The 18,716-nt window shown below is 61.8% G+C and carries 13 protein-coding genes; 10 read left to right on the forward strand and 3 right to left on the reverse strand.

Annotated features, from left to right (window positions below; translation table 11 throughout):
* Positions 1-448 precede the first annotated feature (448 nt).
* The 6 genes from AACH73_RS03595 (at position 449) to AACH73_RS03620 (ending at position 8,857) form a co-directional block, all read left to right on the forward strand.
* Positions 449-3,994, forward strand: coding sequence for a YdbH domain-containing protein (locus AACH73_RS03595; protein ID WP_338735459.1), 3,546 nt, complete (start codon positions 449-451; stop codon positions 3,992-3,994).
* Between the two features lie 133 nt (positions 3,995-4,127).
* A complete protein-coding gene (locus tag AACH73_RS03600; protein WP_272740563.1) occupies positions 4,128-4,325 on the forward strand; it encodes a YnbE family lipoprotein in 198 nt (65 codons plus the stop codon).
* An 11-nt stretch (positions 4,326-4,336) separates the two neighbouring features.
* Complete coding sequence (locus AACH73_RS03605) at positions 4,337-4,714, forward strand: YdbL family protein (protein ID WP_338735460.1); 378 nt, start codon at positions 4,337-4,339, stop codon at positions 4,712-4,714.
* A gap of 312 nt (positions 4,715-5,026) precedes the next feature.
* On the forward strand, positions 5,027-6,145 hold the full coding sequence (locus tag AACH73_RS03610) for an acyltransferase (RefSeq protein WP_338735462.1): 1,119 nt from the start codon (positions 5,027-5,029) through the stop codon (positions 6,143-6,145).
* A gap of 431 nt (positions 6,146-6,576) precedes the next feature.
* Positions 6,577-7,740: a CHAP domain-containing protein gene (locus AACH73_RS03615; RefSeq protein WP_338735463.1), complete on the forward strand. Its 1,164-nt coding sequence runs from the start codon at positions 6,577-6,579 to the stop codon at positions 7,738-7,740.
* 112 nt (positions 7,741-7,852) lie between these two features.
* Positions 7,853-8,857, forward strand: a complete 1,005-nt coding sequence (locus AACH73_RS03620; RefSeq protein ID WP_272740559.1) for a magnesium transporter CorA family protein — start codon at positions 7,853-7,855, stop codon at positions 8,855-8,857.
* A 133-nt stretch (positions 8,858-8,990) separates the two neighbouring features.
* On the opposite strand, the gene AACH73_RS03625 is transcribed toward AACH73_RS03620, so the two are convergent.
* Positions 8,991-9,479, reverse strand: coding sequence for a transcriptional repressor (locus AACH73_RS03625; protein WP_272740558.1), 489 nt, complete (start codon positions 9,477-9,479; stop codon positions 8,991-8,993).
* 142 nt (positions 9,480-9,621) lie between these two features.
* On the opposite strand from AACH73_RS03625, the gene AACH73_RS03630 reads away from it, so the two are divergent.
* Positions 9,622-11,631: a TonB-dependent receptor gene (locus AACH73_RS03630; RefSeq protein WP_338735465.1), complete on the forward strand. Its 2,010-nt coding sequence runs from the start codon at positions 9,622-9,624 to the stop codon at positions 11,629-11,631.
* A 469-nt stretch (positions 11,632-12,100) separates the two neighbouring features.
* On the forward strand, positions 12,101-12,889 hold the full coding sequence (locus AACH73_RS03635; RefSeq protein WP_272740556.1) for a SapC family protein: 789 nt from the start codon (positions 12,101-12,103) through the stop codon (positions 12,887-12,889).
* 187 nt (positions 12,890-13,076) lie between these two features.
* Here the strand turns inward: AACH73_RS03635 and AACH73_RS03640 are convergent, their stop codons facing one another.
* Positions 13,077-13,487 carry an acyl dehydratase gene (locus AACH73_RS03640; protein WP_126419615.1) on the reverse strand — a complete coding sequence of 137 codons (411 nt, stop codon included), beginning with the start codon at positions 13,485-13,487 and terminating at the stop codon, positions 13,077-13,079.
* Positions 13,488-13,745: 258 nt separating this feature from the next.
* On the opposite strand from AACH73_RS03640, the gene AACH73_RS03645 reads away from it, so the two are divergent.
* Both AACH73_RS03645 and ispG read left to right on the forward strand, forming a co-directional pair.
* On the forward strand, positions 13,746-14,996 hold the full coding sequence (locus AACH73_RS03645) for a helix-turn-helix domain-containing protein (protein ID WP_338735467.1): 1,251 nt from the start codon (positions 13,746-13,748) through the stop codon (positions 14,994-14,996).
* A 195-nt stretch (positions 14,997-15,191) separates the two neighbouring features.
* Positions 15,192-16,325, forward strand: coding sequence for a flavodoxin-dependent (E)-4-hydroxy-3-methylbut-2-enyl-diphosphate synthase (ispG, locus tag AACH73_RS03650; protein WP_338735468.1), 1,134 nt, complete (start codon positions 15,192-15,194; stop codon positions 16,323-16,325).
* Between the two features lie 73 nt (positions 16,326-16,398).
* On the opposite strand, the gene AACH73_RS03655 is transcribed toward ispG, so the two are convergent.
* Positions 16,399-18,579, reverse strand: coding sequence for an EAL domain-containing protein (locus tag AACH73_RS03655; protein WP_272740553.1), 2,181 nt, complete (start codon positions 18,577-18,579; stop codon positions 16,399-16,401).
* Positions 18,580-18,716 lie beyond the last annotated feature (137 nt).

An 18,716-nucleotide genomic window follows, 5' to 3' on the forward strand; every position in this document is an offset into this window, starting at 1 on the left:
CCTGTATTTCCCTGTTTCAGGGAATGCGCGATCCGACGAGTTGCCGCAGACGCGAATTTGAAAGTGTTAACGCCCCTGCATACGCCGGAATAAGGCCAAAATGAGGCGCGCTCCGCCATCTATATCGCCGTTTTTCTGAGATTGGGCGACGAAACGGTCTGTCCCGATTAGAAGCAGAAGGTTAATATCCGGCTTAGACGGGCCGCAGGCCGGTGCATTTACGGGTTTTTTACGGCGGAGGGCGCGGGCGGACGGTCTTGGTCTGGGTGCGGATCACTTTGCGTAACGACGACCCAAAAAAATGCACGCGCCGGCGGATAAAGAAGCCGTAATGGTCCGGATACGGTAAGAAAAAGAATCGGTTATGCGCCGTTTTTTTAAGAGTTGTGTGCCATATTGCTGCCCTGAACCTTTGTCCAACCTTTTGATCCCGTGAGAGATTGATCCGTTGCGCACCCACATTCTGACCGATGCGCCTGAGGATGGAGGTGAGCTGTTGTTTCCTGTGCGGCTGCCGCCCCAGTCGAGTTTTACCCGTGCAGTCGGCAACGGGGGAGAGGCTGCGCCGTCACGTCCGAAGGGCGGCGGTGGTAAGGGTGGGGGGGCGACGTCCAGCGGTAAGGGCGGACCGGGTGGACCCGGACGACGTAAACGCTATCTGAAGGCGGGCGGCTGGCTGCTGCTGACCCTGTGGGGGGCGGCGGCGGTAGGCGTCATCGCCTATGCGGCGCGCAAGGACATAGCGCGCGAAGTGGCGCAGGGCTGGCTGCGTTCGAACGATATCCCGTCTGAGCTGCGCATCGACACCCTGAGTTTGAATCATGTGTCCGGCCGCATCGTGCTGGGTGAGGCCGGGCGGCCCGACCTGAAGATCGAACGCTTCGACATTGATTATGAGCTCAACCTGTTCCGGCTGGGCCAGCCGCTGACGCGCCTTAAGCGCATCCACCTCGTCAAACCCGAACTGAGCTTTTCCTATGATAAAAAGGGCTTGGGTTTCGGGCGTCTGGACCGCCTGCTGAAAGGCGGCAGCGGGGGCGGCGGGCCTCTGCCCGACGAGATTCTGGTCGAGGATGCGCGCATCAGGGTGCGCACCGACTATGGCACAGTCGCGGCTACCGGCGGGCTCAGTCTGAAACAGGGGCGCTTGCGGGCGCTGAACGCCACCCTGATCCCCGGAGCCCTGAACGGGCCGCAATTGCAGGGGCAACTGTCCGACGGCCATATCCGTATTCAGGCCGAACCCGATGTCGATGCGGGTGAGGCGCTGCGCATCGACGCCAACCTGTCGGCGTCCGAACTGCTGTTCCCGGCCGCTCAGGCCCCGGAGGCCGAACTCGGTGATCCGCTGCCGCGCCTGAGCGGGGTCCATGCGGATCTTGATCTTCGACTGCCCTATCGTCGCCTGTCGGACGAAGCCTCGCGCAAATCGCCCCTGTCGGCCTTTGACGGTATGCTGAGCGGCGTGCTGGCCTTGCGTGCCGACGCCGCAGACGGGGCCGGGGCGTCCTCCGTTCGGGGGCTGGACAGCACGCTGAGCCTCAATGGCCGGGCCGATTTTGAAAACACGCGGGTGGCCTTTTCGGGGACTTCGCAGGTGATGGCGACGCTGGACAGTTTCCGAAACGGTGCCATGCAGGGCCGCACCGTGCGGGTGGCCGCGCACGACCTGACGCTGCGCAGCGATCTGGCGCTGGATGCCGCTTCGGCCGTGACGCTCGATGGCCCCTTGAGCCTTAAGGCCGGGGTTTTTACGCAGGACACCTTGTCGCTCAATGAGGCGGCGCTGGACCTCTCCGGTTTCTCGCTGGCGCACGGCTCCGAAGGCACCGATCTCAGTTTCGAAGGCCGCGCCGTGGCCGCCCGCGCCGCGCAGGGCGATCTGAGTCTTTCCGGTGTGACCGCCCGGCTCGACGGCACGGGGCGCTTAGGGCCGGACGCCTATGAGATCGCCCTGACCACCGATGTTAACGGCCGTCAGGGCAGCTATCGCGGCATGGGCGCGCTGGCCGCAGATCGTGCCAGGGCTCTGGCCGAAAGCCGGGTGGCCTTTGACGCGGCCAATGCCCGTTTGCCCGCCGGGACGCCGCCCGTGCCCGCGCCGCCGCCGGGACCGGATCTGATGGTGTCTCTGCTGCGCGCCGCCGACCGCTTCAGCCTGAAGGCCGAGGCGGTGCGCGTCTCGCTGAGCGGTCAGGGCAACCGCCACCGCTTCGCCGTCAGTCCGGGTAAGCCGGTGCTGATCCGCCCGTTCGATGGTGGCGATATACGCCTGACGACCGATGCGCGCTCGGCCCTGATCGCCAGCGATACGCGCACCGCGTTCACGGTGGTGACAAGCGGAGACAATCTGCCTGCGCTCAAGGCCAGAGTGTCGGATTTCGGCTTTGGGGCGCAGGGGGCGCTCGATGGCCGGCTGACGCTTGAAGCCGGCTTCAACCTGGCCCCCGTCTATGGGGCGCAGGCCACCGCCAATGCCCGCTTTGTCTACAGTTCATCGGGCCTGTTGCAGGTGCGGCTTGACGATTGCCTGCCGTTTACCGCCGAGCGCGCCGATATCGGCGGTCGTCTGACCGCCTTTACCACCCGTCTGTGCCCGACAGCCGCCCCGGTCCTGACGATGAACAGCGGTCAGTGGCGCAGCGAAGGCCGCTTTGACGGCATGGCCGCTGCCGCCCCCGACTATCAGGTGGCATTGTCAGGCGGCGAGGGGGCCTTTACCGCCAGCAGCTTCCCCGATGCGGACGGTCTGGGCTTCACGGTGGCGCTGAAAACCCTGAAGGCCACGGACGCGATGGACGCGCCGCGCTTCCATCCGGTGCTGATCGCCGGTGACATGGTGCAGGGCCGCAAGACGCTGGACGGCAAGCTGGTCGTGACCTCCGCCGATGCGGCGGTGCAGGCGCGGGCCGATGGGCCTCTGGCGGAGATTGTCCTGCGTTCTGACCTCGCCAGCGGCAAGGGCCGCGCCGATCTTACCGCGACCCATCTCAGCTTTGCGCCACAAAAGCTGCAACCGCTCGACCTGACGCCGATGGTGGCGGGGGTGCTTCAGCGTGACACGACCGGTCGCGTCGATTTCAAGGGCTATTTCGGCTGGTCGCCGGACGGTTCGGCCTCAGGCGGCGCGCTGACGCTGAATGAGATGGGCTTTACCAGCCCGGCGGGTTTGGTCGAAGGTCTGAACGGGCGGATTGACTTTACCTCTCTGGCCCCGCTGCAATCGGCGCCGGGTCAGACCTTGACGGCGCGTCGCGTCACCAGCGTGGTGCCGGTGAAGGACGTGCGCGCAGTGATGCAGTTCGCCGGGGATTATCTGAGGCTGGAAAGCGCGCGCGTCACCAGCGAAGGTGGCGACTTTGCGCTGGCCCCGATGGACGTGCCGTTCGATACGACCAAACCGCTCAGGGGTGAACTGAGCTTTGACAAGGTCGATTTCGGCAAGGTGGTGGCCTCAAGCCCGTTCGCCAAGGACGCCGAATTTACCGGGTTTGTGTCGGGCAAGCTGCCGTTCGAACTGAACGGCGGCAAACTCAGCGTGCGCAAGGGCTATCTGCTGGGCGAGGGGCCGGGCCGCGTCTCGATCCGCCGCAACGCGGTGACCACGGTTGCGGCGCAGGGCGGCGCGGTCGCCAATGCCGACGCGGCAGCGGCACCGGCGGCATCGCCTTCCAACATCGTCGAAGGGCTGGCCTATCAGGCGATGGAGCATCTGGCCTATGACGAACTGTCGGCGGCGGTCAATTCGGACGATAAGGGTTTGCTGAACTTCAACTTCCGTATTGTCGGGCGCTATGATCCGCCTGAGCGTAAGGAGGCGAAGATCGGCCTGATCGACTATCTGCGCGGCACCTGGACGCAAAAGCCCATTGACCTGCCCTCTGATACCAGGGTCAATCTGAACCTCGACGTCAGCTATAATCTCGATGAGTTTCTGAAGGACTATATAGAGGTGCAAAAGCGCGGCGGTTTCGACTGGTCCAAGATCAAATAAAGCCCGTTACGCAGGGTGCTCTTGCTGACACAATTATGCTCAATAGCCAGGGGTAGAATGTCTCTGTCATTCAGGCCCGGTTCAGCTTATAGCTGTTACCCATAAGTCATGATCTCTTGCTGTGGAGCCCTTCATGTTGAAATCCCCTGTCGCCCGCGCGGGCACAGCCGTCCTGTGTCTGGCGGGTGCGGCACTGACGGCGGCCTGCACGCCAACGGTTCGCCTCAAGGTCGATCCCATCACCATCTATGCCAAACTCGACGCCAATGTGCGGGTGTCGCTGGATGAGGACGTGAAGGCCCTCGTCAAACAAAATCCGGACCTGTTCTGAGGAATTCCGCTATGAAAAAGACCCTGTTTTCTATCCTCAGCGCCGTCGTCGTCTCCTCGGCGGTCCTGAGCGCCGGCGTCGCCATCACCCCCCCGGCCTACGCCCAGTCGGCCGCCAAGGCCACCGTCGATGCCGCCAAGGCCACCGGTACGGTTGGCGAGCAATCCGACGGCTATCTGGGCCTCGTTAAGGGCTCGGCCGATGCCGCCACCAAGGCCGCGGTTGAGGAAATCAATACCGGCCGCGCCCGCGTCTATGCCGAAGCCGCTGCCAAAAACGGCGTGTCGCCGGCCGCTGCCGGGGCCTCGGCCTACACCAACCTGATCTTCCCCAAGGTCAAGGCCGGCGAATATTACAAGGACGATTCGGGTAGCTGGAAGCGCAAATAGCGTCACCCCTAGCGCCTGTACGGTGTGCCCTGTGGCCCTGGTGGTCACAGGGCTTTTTCGTGTCTGAAAAGGCCGTTGCGTCCGATCGGCAGGATGCCTGGACTCATTAAAAATGAGCCTTGGTATGCTTTTCGAGACTTTCTGATGCCTTTGACGCATATGAGAAATTCTCGAGTTTTTTAAACGGTCGGATGCGGTCAGCGTCTTCGATCGTTGGTATAAAATGTGCAGAGCTTGCGCAAAGTGATTCAAAATATGGCCAGGATTCGCCTGACTGGCTTATTTCAGGACACCCCGCACAGGAACCCGCCTATGACGCCTGACCTTCGCGCCGCCGTTTCGGCCGCCCCCGCCGACACGATCCGGCCTTTGACTTCGCTGCGCTTTTTCGCAGCGGTCTGGGTCATTCTTTATAGCTACTGGTCTGCGCTGGACGGCGCCGTCCCCATAGGTCTTATCGAAAAAGGCTATCTGGGGGTCGATCTCTTCTTCATCCTGTCCGGCTTTATCCTGAGCCACGTCTATATGGCGTCTCTGGCTGAGGGGCGTTTTCGGTACGATGCCTTCCTCGTCAATCGATGGGCGCGCGTCTATCCGCTGCATCTGGCCACCCTGTGTTTTGCCATCCTGTTGTGGGGGGCAGCGACGCTCAAGGGGATGACTGTGGACCGCAATCTGGTCAATTGGCCGTCCTTGCCCGCCCATCTCTTCCTTGTACAGGCGTGGGGTCTGGCACCGGAAGCGGCCTTCAACCATCCCTCGTGGTCTATATCGGCGGAATGGTTCGCCTATCTGCTGTTCCCAGTCTTTGGTGCGGTCGCCTGGTCGCTGCGGGCGCGCCCGTGGGTGGCCGTCGGTCTGTCGGTGACCTTCCTCATCAGCCTCTATATGATTTTTGAGACCATTATGGGCTTTGCGCTGACCTCGGCCACCGTCTTCTGGGGCGCGCTGCGGATCGTACCCACCTTTATGCTGGGGTGTGCGCTCTATCTGGTCTGGCGGGCCGACCGGCTGGCGCCACGCCTGGCGGTTATCGGCGCAGCGATTTTCAGCCTGATGGTCATCGTGGTGGCCTCCTGGGGCCGGATCGACGCCCTGATTGTGCCGCTGCTGGGGCTGATGCTGCTGTGCGTGTCGCGGTTTGCCAATGACGGCCCGTTGGGCAACCGCGTGCTGGTCTATCTCGGCGAAGTGTCCTTTGCCATGTATATGGTCTATGTGCCTTGGAAGTGGGTCTATCTCAATGCCATGGGGATGGTGCTGGGCACTGGCGACGCGCCACTGCCGCTGCTGTGGTGGGCCATCGGCCTGATCGCCATCGTGCCCATAGCCATGCTCGCGCACCACATTGTCGAACTGCCCCTGCGCCGCGTCGTCCGCGATCTGGGTGACCGCCTTCGTTACCGACTCGCCTATCAACTGGCGCGTTAGATCCGTTTGCCCCGGGGACAGGCTGCGCCACCTGGGCCGCCGCCTTAATTGCGGCTTGAGCGGAATGATTCCAAGAGACATCATTCCGCTCTGATCTGTGAGCGGACGAAGGACTTAAAAATCGGGCGTCTTTTCCCGTGTGCGGCGAAAAGACGCCAAATTTTTTTCGCGCACACCCTGAATTTATAGTTAACTGATGTTTAACGGCTTTTTTGCAACAATTGTCCGGCGAGCCCGTCCTGATGTGGGAAATTTACCACGTTGTGGAAAATAAAGGCTTTGTAAATGCCTATGACTTATGTATCAAACCACTACCAGTAAATGTTGCGGGCGTTTTAGCTGATCTTTTTTCACCCGCAGCCACCCCCTGTAAGACCCCTAAGAGGACCGCCGGGTAGGCCCCTCGATCAGGCCCCAAATGGAGTGCTCGCGTGCTGAAAAGACTAAGCGTATTGGCGTTGTCCGCGGCTCTGGCCTTTAGTGCCGTGGGCGCGCAGGCTGCCGAAAAACAATCCCCGTACTGGCAATGCGTCACCTTCGCCCGCTCGATTACGGGCATGAACATTTTTGGTGATGCCTGGACCTGGTGGGAGGGTGCGACCGGCAAGTACGACAAAGGTCAGGCTCCCAAGGCCGGTGCGGTTCTGGTCTTCCGTCCTCAGGGCAAGATGCGACTGGGCCATGTGGCCGTTGTTTCTCAGGTGATTACCGACCGCGTTATTCAGATCACCCACGCCAACTGGTCGCCGATCGGCGGTCGTCGCGGGCAGGTCGAAAAAGACGTCACCGTCGTCGATGTCTCGGACAAGGGCGACTGGACCAAGGTCAAGGTGTGGTACGGCCCGATCGCCGATGTCGGCACCACCGTTTATCCGACCTATGGCTTCATCTATCAGGCGGCCCAAAAGGGGCAGCAAATGGGTGAGAGCCTCGTCACCCAGGTTCTGGACAAGCCGACCGTCAAAAAGCCTTCGGCTTTTGACAAGGTGGCCCAGAAGACTTCTTCGAAGACCAACAGCAAGGCTCTGGTCAATGCGCTGGCCACCGATGCGGAAGCGCCGCGCAATCAGGCCCTCGCTTCGGCCAGCTCTGACGATGCCTCTGCCGCTAAGGCCGATGCGAAGGCAACCGATATTAAGGCTGACGCCAAAACCGCCGATAAGGGCGCAGATAAGAAGGCCGTTAAGGCAAAGACCGCGGTGGCCGATAAGGACTCCGACGCCAAGGAGACGTCGAAGGCCAAGGCCAAGACGACCAAGGGCGAAAAATCCGCCCGGCTGGCCGACAAGGACTCGGACAACGCCAAGGGCACGGCCAAGGCGGCCAAGATCACCGGCAAATCCGGCAAGACGGCGATCGCTGACTCGGACGACAAGTCAGATAGCAAGGCGGAAAAGCCGGTAAAGACCACCAAGGCGACGGGCAAGTCCGGCAAGACGGCTATGGCCGAAGCCGAAGACAAGGCCGACACAAAGGCGGGCGCCAAGGCAGAAAAGTCGACCAGGTCCGTCAAGGGTGAAAAGACCCCGGCCAGAAAGGTCGCCGAGGCTGAGGTCAAAAAATCCGAACAGAAGAGCGAAAAGACCAAGGCCTGAATGGCGCCTGTCTGCTGTAGCTTTTTCACGCCGCTGGTGCTTGCCAGCGGCGTTTGACTTGTCAGAGAGGCGCAAAGCGGCCTATGCAGGGGCAGTCTGTGAAAGAGCCCCCATGCTGAACATCTATAGCCGAGAGGCGGCCCCGGAAGGGGCTTTTACCGTGGTGCCGCCCGAAGGGGCCGGGGACGAGGCCGGCTGGTGCGAGATTACACCGGACGGGGTATGGATCGACCTCTACAATCCCGACCGCGAGGAAGAACGCTATGTCGAAGGCGTCGTCGGGTTGAACCTGCCGACGCGCGAAGACATGCAGGAGATTGAGTTTTCGTCGCGCCTCTATCTCGAAGACGGGGCGGCTTTCATGACGGCGCAGGTGGCCTTTTATGGCGGCTTCGACCACCTGCAATCGGGGCCGGTGACCTTCGTCCTGCACCGGCAGCACCTGATCACCATTCGCTATATCGACCCCAAGTCGTTCAGCATTTTTGCCGACCGCACGGTGCGTCATCCGGAATCCTGTGGGCAGGCGCACGAGGCGCTGGCCAATCTGCTGGAGGTGCTGATCGACCGCACGGCCGACCTGCTGGAAAAGGCGTCAGGGACGGTGGATGAGATTTCCGGACGTATCTTCGCACCCAAACGCGGGCGCAATCTGGAAAAGGTTTTGCGTGAGCTGGGCCGCTGTCAGTCGGACACGGCGCGCATCCGCGACAGTCTGGTTTCCTTTGGCCGGTTGCTGCTGTTTGCGCGGGCGCTGGACCGTGAACTGGTCGGGACGGACGAGGCAGGCTTCAACGCCTTCCATGACAAGCTGCGCACGCTGGAAAAGGACGTGGCTTCGCTGAACGACCATTCGGCCTTTGTCTCGGGCAATATCGCTTATCTGCACGATGCGGCGCTGGGGGTGATCAATCTGGAGCAGAATACGACCATCAAGATCGTCTCGGTGGCCTCGGTCGCCTTTCTGCCGCCGACCCTGATCGCCTCGCTCTATGGGATGAATTTCGAATTTATGCCCGAACTGCACGTACCGTGGGCCTATCCGATCGTGGTACTTGCCATGATCGCCTCAGCGGTCGGACCGCTGGTATGGTTCCGCCTCAAGGGGTGGTTATAGGGTTATATTATACCAACGGCCAAGAATGCTGACTGCATCCGGCCGTTGAAGAAACGAGAATGTCTCATTTGTGTCAGTGACATGAGGCAGTCTCGAATAGAATGCCAAGGGTCATTTTCAATGACCCTTGGTATTAGCGACAGGCCTTGCACAGACCGCGCGCTTCCAGCGTCACCCGGCGGGTTTCAAAACCACTGGCGGCGGCCTGTTGGTCGATTTCGGGAAGGCTGACGGCCACTTCCTCGCTGCTGCCGCAGCAATCACAGAGCAGGAAGGCGGCGGCGTGCGGCTGCACCACCTGGCCGTCCGCATGGCCCTGACAGGCGACAAAGGCGTTCAGGCTTTCGATGCGGTGGATCAGCCCCATCTGCTCCAGAAAAGCCAGGGCACGATAGACCGTCGGCGGCTTGGCGGCCCCGTCCGGATGGAAGCGGTCGATGACGTCATAGGCCTTCACCGGGGCGTTTTCCCCCAATATTAGCTCTAGGGTCCGCAGGCGGGGCGCCGTCATGCGTTCGCCCTGCGCCTCACACAGACGCTGCGCCTCGCTGAGGCGCGCGGCGATGCGCCCGCTGTCGAGGTGATGGGCGTGGTCGTGATCGTGGTCGCAGGCGTGTGACATAGACATAACTTAGGCAGACTCGCGGCGTTTCGCAATTGCTGCGCAAAATGACGGCTTGACAGCAATTATGTTATTACATAACACATTGCCGTCCGGTATGGCCTTTGTGTGTGCCATCCGTCTTTTTCCGGGAGCCTTCCCCATGCAAACCCGTATGGTTCTCACCCTGACCGTGAGCCTTGGCGCGCTTGTCGCCGTCACCCCCGCCCTGGCCGATGCCGCGCCGCCGAAGGCCGATGACATCACCGAAGTCGTCATCACCGGCACCGGCTATAAGGTGTCGAAGGACGCGCTCATGTCGCACGTCGATATTCTGACGCGCACGCAGATCGACGAAAAACCGGCGGCGGGTCTGGGCGATCTTCTGGCCTATATGCCGGGTATCCGCTCCTCCAGCTTCGCTCCGGGGGCCAGCCGCCCGATGATCCGCGGCCTCGACGGTTTCCGTGTGCTGGTGCTGAATAACGGTATGGGCGTGGTCGATGTCTCGGCCCTGTCGCCCGATCACGCCATCCCGACCAGCCCGACCGAGGCGCGCCGCATCGAAGTCCTGCGCGGTCCGTCGGCGCTCGCCTACGGCGGCAACGCCATCGGCGGTATCGTCAACCTGATCGACGACCGCATCCCGTCACAGGGCGTCACGTCTGATAAAGGTTACGAAGGCACGGCCACACTTCAGGCCTCTTCCGCCGACAAGGGCGTGCAGGGCGCCGTCAACCTCAAGACCGGGCAGGGGCCCTGGGTCTTCACGCTGGATGCTTTCCGCCTGAAGTCCAGCAATTACAAGATCCCGGTGCCGGCCAAGCTGCCCTTCGTTACCGCCGCTGCCGGGGAAGACCCGGACACCTCGACCCGTCAGCAGAATTCGGCGCAGGATATGAAAAATATCGGCGCGGGCGTCTCCTATGTCGGCGATAAGGGCTTTATCGGCCTGAGCTACAAGAAGACGGATTATCTCTATGGCACGGCGGTCGATTCCGACGTGAAGATCGACCTCAGCCAGAAGCACTGGGATCTGCGCGGTGCGCTGAACCTCGACTGGGCCGGCTTTACACGTCTGGACGGCTCGGCGGGCTATTCCGACTATCACCACGCCGAAATCGAAGGCGGCGAGTTGGGGACGCAATTCCTGTCGAAGGGCAGCGAGTTCCGCAGCGCCCTTGTCCGCGAAGGGGTCGGCAAGGTCAGTGGGACGGTGGGCGTCAGCCTGTCGAAGCGCGACTTCGAGGCCATCGGCGAAGAGGCCTTTGTGCCTTCGACCACCACCAAACAGGCCGGTGTCTTCACTCAGTACCGTTACGATAACGGCGCTTGGGGTCTCGAAGGCGGCGCGCGCGTCGATCAGACGCAACTGAAGTCGGCGACGGCGGCCTATGCGCACGATTTCAACACCGTGTCTGCCTCGCTGGGCAGCTTCTACCGCCCAACCGATCATAATTTCGTAGGCCTGAGCGTCACCCGCTCGGAACGCGCGCCGTCCGATGTCGAACTGCTGGCCGACGGACCGCACGGCGGTACGGGCCAGTACATCATCGGCGACCCCCGTTTCCGTACCGAGGTCGGGACCTCGCTGGAGCTGACCGGGCACATGATAGTGGACGGGCATAACCCCCTGTCGCTCGATGCGCACGTCTATACCAGCCATTTCGACAACTTCATCGACCTTCGCCCCACCGGTCAGGTGCAGGACGACCTGCCGGTCTTCCAGTATGTGCAGACCGATGCCGACCTTTACGGCCTCGAAATCGAAGCCAGTGCCCACCTGTTCAGCTATGCCGACCAGGCCGTCAGTCTGCACGCCGCCTATGACTATACGCACGGCAAGACCGCCATCGGCCCGGTGGTGCGTATCCCGCCGCAGGCCCTAACGCTTAAGCTGCAAAGCGTCAGCCCGCGCTGGGACTCCTATGTCGAGGTACGCGGCGTCGACAGTCGCAACGACCGACTGGCGGCCTTTGAGACGCCGACGGACGGCTATGTAACGGTCAACCTCTTCACCTCGTACAAGCTGCCCCAGCATCCGGGCACCAGCCTGTTCGCCGAGGTGCGCAATGTCGGCGATGTCGAAATGCGCGAAGCGACCTCCAGCACCAAAGACTCCGTCGTCGGTGCCGGTCGCAGCCTGCGTCTGGGCGTGGTCAGTAATTTCTGATCCTTCGCGGGTCGGGGCCTGCGCCGGAAACGCCCCCCGTTTCGGTGCCGGCCTGATCGGTGATCGCCGGAGCGCCGCGAAAACAGGTTCCTCCCTTTTGCGTCACGCTCTGGACCCTCAGACACGGCGGAACCCCGGAAGCCCGTACTTCCGGGGTTCCTGCATTGCCGAAGTCAGCGCAGGCCGGCTTTTTTGAAACCACAGATTACACTGATTTCACAGATGGCGGTTCGTGCCGCTCTATTGGACAAGCGACCGATAGCTGTTAGACGCATCGAGGACATTCGTTGGCTCCACTCAGCCGCATCATGGCTCAAATCTGTGAAATCTGTGGTTTCTCTGCGCATAGGGTGTTTTTTGCGCGAATTGCGGCCTTTGCACTCGCCTGCCTGAACGTGCCGCTTGCGCTTTCCCGCTGGCATGGGCTAGAAGCGAAACTCCTCAGTTTTTACCACTACAAAGAGCGATCATGGAACAGGCTCAAGACCAACAAAGCGCGCTGACAGGGAACGTGCTGTTTTACAAGACCCCGGAACCCCTGAGCGTTGAAGCCCACAGCAATCTTGGCATCAGCGCTTCGGCCACGCCGCACGCCTTTGTCGCCGAAACCAATGTGGTGCCGCTGACCGTGGCGGAATTCCCGGCGGCCTCGCTGAGCTACCCCATCGTCTTTATCGGCGAAGCCCGCATGCCGGTCGCGGCCATGGGTCTGGCCGCCGGTCAGAACATGTTCGTGTCCCCCGAAGGCGTCTTCCGCCCGGACGCCTACCTGCCGGCCTTTGCCCGCCGCTATCCGTTCGTCTTCGCCAATGACGAGCAGGAACAGCGCATGATTCTCTGCGTGGACACCTCCTCGCCGGTGGTGACCGCCAACAATCCGGACGTGCCTTTCTTCGAAGGCGGCAAGCCGTCGGCCTTCGTTGAAAACGCCATGCAGTTCTGCTCGGACTTCGAAAACGAGCGCCTGCGCACCGAATCCTTCGTCAACCTGCTGAAGGATCTGGACCTTCTGGCGCCGCGCGAAACCATCTACCGCCCGGCTAATCCGGACGGTTCGCAGGGCGAGCCGCAAAAGATCGCCGAGTATTTCGCGGTCGATGAAGAAAAGCTGGCCAAGCTGCCGGCCGACAAGCTGGTTGAGCTGCGCGACAACGGTGCCCTGATGCACATCTACGCGCACCTGATCTCGCTGCTGGCCTGGGACAAGCTGATTGCCCTGACCATTGAGCGTAACCAGGGCGCTCCGGCGGTCAACTAAGCGTTCGCCGCTTTTACAATAGAAAAACCCCGGGGGCTCTGGCTGCCGGGGTTTTTTAATTTTACACGAAAAGGCACGAAACATTACGGCGCGAAACGCCAGACCATACGGCAAGCTGCAACACTGAAAAAGGCCCCTCGGGCCGTATGGGTTCAGTCGGCTTTTTGTGTTTTTCGTGGCTAAAGCCTTACCCGACAGGCGGCGGATTGCGCTGAAACACCGAGCGCGTCAGGCACGAAAAGACCAGACGCCCCGCCTCATCCAGAAGATCGTGCTGGGCGATGACAACGCCCTTGGTGTCACCCACCGCGTCCTTACCCATGATAGTCAGGCGACCGCGCAGCAGTTCGCCCGGCGGCGGGTTGCGCGACCAGCGCAGGGCATCAACCGCCAGCCGCTTGGTCTGCGGCCAGCCAGCGGCGGCTTCCTGCTCCAGCTTCGACCACAGGGCGAAGATCAGCGCATCAGGCAGGCCGTCCTGCGTGTTCCATGAGGGCGCGTAGGTGGCGCAAAACTGCTCCAGATCGCTTTGGGAAACGACGCCCGCGCCGATCGAGGCGACCTGACCAATCCACAAATCGTCAAAGGCGGCAGGCATGAGGAACTCCGTTCGAACAGGGAAGCCTCGTCTTCTAAGCTGTGTCGGACCGTTCGGCAACGCTTTTGCACAGGCGGTCACAAAAGGCAGAAAGCCTTATGGTCAAAAGCCTTACGTATTGATTTGGGACGGGCGGTGTGGTTTGGTTTTTCCTAACGCTGGGGGCCCTGAAGACGGTTTCGACGCAGCGGGATCCGGTTTCGTACCGGAGACCGCCGGGCGTCATCCGGGACAGCGTGCAGAGTTTGCCAAAGTACCATGAGTGCACAGGACAATATTACGGTTCTTGAGGACGAGGCCTATACCGGCCTGTTCCTGACGGCTGAGCGCGACGCAGCGGTGCGCGCGCAGGGTCAGGTGCTGGCCGGAGGGCGGGTTCAGGATCAGGCACAACCCCTGGCCAGCGATCCCGAAACCCTCGGCACGATCCTGCGCAGCACGCGCGAGGCGCAGGGTTTTTCGCTCGAATACATGGCCGATATGACCCGCGTGAAGCGCGGCTATCTGGAGGCGCTTGAAGATGCCGCCTACGATCGCCTGCCGTCGCGGGCCTTTTCCATCGGTTTCGTCAAGGCCTATGCCAAGGCGCTGGGGCTGGACGAAGAGAGTCTGGCCGACCTCTTCAAGCGCTCCTTTGCCGACCCGGCACAGTCGGACAAGCTGCGCGCCCCTGTGGGGGCCGCCTTCGAGGATTTGCGCCCCAGCTATCGTCTCTATGGCGGCATAGCGGCAGCGCTGGTGCTGTCGGTGGTGGCATGGAACCTGTTTCAGCGCACACCCGGCTGGGGCGGTCACCACGCCCAATCGGCGGACCTGATGCCGCAGAAATGGTCGCCAGGCGTGCCGCTGGTGCGTGAAAAGCTGCTGTTGACGCAGTCGGCCCCCGCGCCAAAGGATCAGGACCTGCCGGTCCCCTATTACACGCCGGGGCTGGAGGAGGGATTTGCCGCCATTGACGCCGAGCGCGCTGAGCAAAATCCCGCGGCAGCCGTGGGTGTGCCGCTACAGATGCGAAAGGCCTTCAACCCGCGCGGCGCGGTCTTCGGGGCGACGCCCGCGGACTCCATGGTGACGATTCAAGCGCAACGAAGCGTCAATCTGGTCATCAGCGGTACGGACAAACGCGTCTATTTTGCGCGGCAGCTGGGGCCGGGGGAAGCCTATCGTCTGCCGCAGGTGAGCCCGATCAGCCTGCTGATCGACGTGGGCGACCCCAAGGCCTTCGAAATCTATTATAACGGGGAATTTGCCGGGGTGATGGAGGAGCGCTCGACCTCGGTGTCCAAGCTCAATGCCCGCGCGGGGGCGCTGGCCAAGCTGATGGATGCCCAGATGGAAGCCCTGCGCCCGGCAGGCCGCGGCCCGGCGGCGGGCGAAACACCGGCGGCCACGGCTCCGGCGCGGGTGGTTCCGGCGGAGGTGCCGGTGCGTGAGGGGCCCATCCCCTACGTGCCGCCCGCTTCCCCGTCTGCCGAGCCGGCGACTGACCCTGCGCCGCCCCAGCCCTGATTATACCAACGGCCGAAAAAGCCGATCGCATCCGGCCATTGAATGATCGGGAATTTTTCATATGTATCAAAGACATGAAAAGTTCTCGAAAGGCATGCCCAGAGTCATTTTCAATGACCCTTGGTATTATTCCGGCTGGTAAAGGCGGAGATGAAGGCTTACATAGGGCGCGTAAAGCCCCGTATCCCAGAGTGCATGATGACTGACCATACGCATGTCCGCCCATGGCGCATGATCGAGCGCCGCAAAAGCCGCAAGATCCGTGTCGGCAAGGTCGAGGTCGGTGGTGACGCCCCGATCAGCGTTCAGTCCATGACCAATACGCGCACCCACGATGTCGATGCCACCGTGCGTCAGATTCACGCGCTGGAAGAGGCGGGGGCCGATATTGTGCGCGTCTCCTGTCCCGACGTGGACTCGACGGTGGCGCTGAAAGAGATCGTGCGTCAGGTCAATGTGCCGATCGTCGCCGACATCCATTTCCACTATAAGCGCGGTATCGAAGCCGCCATGGCCGGCGCGGCGTGCCTGCGCATCAATCCCGGCAATATCGGCTCACCCGAGCGCGTGCGTGAGGTGATCAAGGCGGCTAAGGACTATGGCTGCTCGATGCGGATCGGCGTCAATGCCGGGTCGCTGGAGAAGGACCTTCTGGAAAAATATGGTGAGCCGTGTCCGGACGCCATGGTCGAAAGTGCTTTGTTCCACGCCAATATCCTGCGCGATAACGACTTCCATGAATTCAAGATTTCGGTAAAGGCGTCGGACGTCTTCCTGACCGTAGCCGCCTATCAGGCCTTGGCCGATGCCATTGACTGCCCGCTGCATATCGGTGTGACCGAGGCCGGACCGTTGCGCACCGGCACCATTAAGTCGGCCATTGGGCTGGGCAATCTGTTGTGGGCCGGGATCGGTGACACCATCCGCGTGTCGCTGGCAGCCGATCCGGTCGAAGAGATCAAGGTGGGCTTCGATATTCTCAAATCGCTGGGCCTGCGTCACCGCGGCGTCAACATCATCGCCTGCCCATCCTGCGCCCGTCAGGGCTTCAACGTCATCGAGACGGTGGCGAAGCTCGAGGAACGTCTGGCCCATATCGCCACGCCTATGTCGCTGTCGATCATCGGCTGCGTCGTCAACGGGCCGGGCGAGGCGCTGTACACGGATGTTGGCTTCACCGGCGGCGGGGCCGGGGCGGGTATGGTCTATATGGCGGGCAAGCCGGACCATAAGGTCTCCAATGACGACATGATCGAGCACATTGTCGGTCTGGTCGAAGCCCATGCCGCCAAGCAGAGTGAGATTGAGACGACGCCGGAAGCGGTCTGAGACGGCGCTTATCATGATGCAAAAGCCCCGTCAGGTTTGGCCTGACGGGGCTTTTTTGTTTTACTGTAAGTGCTTAACGCACGCCGGCGATGTAGCGGCCATTAGTGATGTGCGTCACCTGGTTGGCGGCCTGCCCCTCCATCATCACGTCGATTTCGTTGCGATCGACGGGCTTGGAGAAGAGGTAGCCCTGAATGATGGCGCAGCCGGCCTGACGCAGGATGTGGCTCTGGGCCTGGGTTTCCACACCCTCGGCAAGGATGCTGAGGTGCAGGGCCTTGGCCAGCTTGATGATGGCACGGATCAGGGCTTCGGCGTCCGGATCGACCCCCAGATTGGAGACGAAGGAGCGGTCGATCTTGATCTTGTCCACCGGGTAGCGGCTCAGATAGCTGAGCGATGAATAGCCGGTGCCGAAGTCGTCGAGCGCGATGGAGAAGCCCATCTGACGCAACGCATTGAGCGTGTTCTGCGTCGGCTGGTCGTCGTTAAGCAGCATCCCTTCGGTGATCTCGATTTCGATGGAACGCGGCTCAACGCCGGTTTCGCGCAGCATGTCCTTCAGTTCCGGCAGGAAGCGCGAGGAGCGCAACTGCGTCGCCGACACGTTGATCGCCACCTTCAGACCCGGCCAGCGCCTGGAGTCGATCAGGGCGCGCCGCATGATCAGGCTGCCGAGATCCATCATCAGGCCACATTCTTCGGCCAGCGGCACGAAATAGGCCGGGCTGATCGGGCCGCGCTGCGGATGGCTCCAGCGGGCCAGCGCTTCGACACCGACGATACGACCGTTATGATCGACCTGCGGCTGATAAACGACGTCGATGGCTTCGACATGGATGGCCTCGCGAAGGCCGGTTTCCAGCAGCTTGCGCAGCTTGATCGTCGCATCCATCTCCACTTCGAAGAAGGCGTATTGCGAACGGCCCTGTTCCTTGGCGCGATAAAGGGCAAGGTCGGCCTGCCGCAGGGCTTCGGCGGCTTCGATATCGGCCTCCTGCAACAGGGTGACGCCGATGGAGCAGGACGAATAGACGGGGCCGCTTTCCAGAGTGACCTGCCCCTTGAGGCCTTCCAGCACACGCTTGGCTAGCGCCGCCGTCGAATGGGCGTCGGTGTCAGTCTGGATGATCACGAAGACGTCGCCGCCCAGACGCGCCAGCGTATCGCCCGCGCGGATCATGCCGCTGATCTTCTGCGCCGAATGACGGATCAGTTCGTCGCCGGCGGAATGGCCCAGCGTATCGTTGACGTCCTTGAAGCGATCTAGGCCCACGCACATAACGGCGACCGCTCCCCCCTGACGACGCAGACGTTCCGTTGCCTGATTGAGGCGGTCGGTAAACAGGGTGCGGTTGGGCAGGCCGGTCAGGCCGTCGTGCAAAGCCATGTGCTTGGCGCGCGCTTCCGAGGCGATCAGGCTGCGGGCCGTCTTCTGGCTGCGATGCAGCAGAGCCAGCGCCACGCCGCCCAGACCGGCCGAAACCAGCAGTGACGGGATGAGGGCGCGCATAAACAGGTCGAGGCCCGGCCGCGACGGCCGCCACGTCAGTTCGGCCTTTTCCTGACCGGTGGAGTCGGTGAAGACGGCGCGGGCCTGATCCGGAGATACGGTCTGACCGTTGCGCAGTTCGGTGATATCGCTCAGCAGATTACCCTTGGACAGGGCCGCCAGTTCGCCGTTGCTCAGCCGGTGCGCCCCTGCGACCAGATAGGGCGCGTAGTGCGTCAGATCGTGGCGCGTGCTGTCAGGCAGGATCAGGCTGGCTCCCAGAAGATAGACGTGACCGTCCAGCACCGTCAGTCGGGCTATGGCGTTGGTCTTCGACGTGAAGCCGATTCCGGAGGCGGTATAGATATAGTGGCGCTCGCGCAGGTCTTTCGACAGACGCTTGATTTCGCCGCTCAGCCGGTCATAGGCCGACAGGGAGGTTTCCTGCTTGCCTTCCCAGGCCAGCACCGGGCGGTTCAGGCCGTCCAGCACGAAGGTCTGTTCGTAATTCAGATATTCGGAAAAATAGCTGCCGTAATTGTCGGCGACGAACTGATGGTCAAAAGTCACGGCGGTTCTTTTGACCGCTTCGTTCCAGATGGTCATGGGCGCCATCAGGCGCGCCTGCGTCTCGGCCAGATGCATGAGGCCGGTGCGCACATAGTTTTCTTCGCGATCACGGTTGGCCTTGTCGATTTCCGCGGCCCAGATCCACAAGGACCCGATCAGCGCGCATACCGCGCCGACCACGACAATGGTCATGGGGGCCAAAAGTCTTAATTCACTCCGGTCTCGATTCACGAGGCGTACTCATTCTGAGGGCGATTACCAGTCCACCCACCATAGGCGAAAAGCCTTAAATTAAGGCAAATGGAAAACTCTTTTGTAATGAAGGGGTT

This window comes from Asticcacaulis sp. DW145 (genome assembly GCF_037101385.1).
Lineage (GTDB): Bacteria > Pseudomonadota > Alphaproteobacteria > Caulobacterales > Caulobacteraceae > Asticcacaulis > Asticcacaulis currens.

Coding starts and splice junctions, on each gene's coding strand:
- AACH73_RS03600 (WP_272740563.1), top strand. CDS start 4,128: ATGTTGAAATCCCCTGTCGCCCGCGCGGGCACAGCCGTCCTGTGTCTG.
- AACH73_RS03605 (WP_338735460.1), top strand. CDS start 4,337: ATGAAAAAGACCCTGTTTTCTATCCTCAGCGCCGTCGTCGTCTCCTCG.
- AACH73_RS03610 (WP_338735462.1), top strand. CDS start 5,027: ATGACGCCTGACCTTCGCGCCGCCGTTTCGGCCGCCCCCGCCGACACG.
- AACH73_RS03620 (WP_272740559.1), top strand. CDS start 7,853: ATGCTGAACATCTATAGCCGAGAGGCGGCCCCGGAAGGGGCTTTTACC.
- AACH73_RS03625 (WP_272740558.1), bottom strand. CDS start 9,479: ATGTCACACGCCTGCGACCACGATCACGACCACGCCCATCACCTCGAC.
- AACH73_RS03630 (WP_338735465.1), top strand. CDS start 9,622: ATGCAAACCCGTATGGTTCTCACCCTGACCGTGAGCCTTGGCGCGCTT.
- AACH73_RS03635 (WP_272740556.1), top strand. CDS start 12,101: ATGGAACAGGCTCAAGACCAACAAAGCGCGCTGACAGGGAACGTGCTG.
- AACH73_RS03640 (WP_126419615.1), bottom strand. CDS start 13,487: ATGCCTGCCGCCTTTGACGATTTGTGGATTGGTCAGGTCGCCTCGATC.
- AACH73_RS03645 (WP_338735467.1), top strand. CDS start 13,746: ATGAGTGCACAGGACAATATTACGGTTCTTGAGGACGAGGCCTATACC.
- ispG (WP_338735468.1), top strand. CDS start 15,192: ATGATGACTGACCATACGCATGTCCGCCCATGGCGCATGATCGAGCGC.
- AACH73_RS03655 (WP_272740553.1), bottom strand. CDS start 18,579: ATGACCATTGTCGTGGTCGGCGCGGTATGCGCGCTGATCGGGTCCTTG.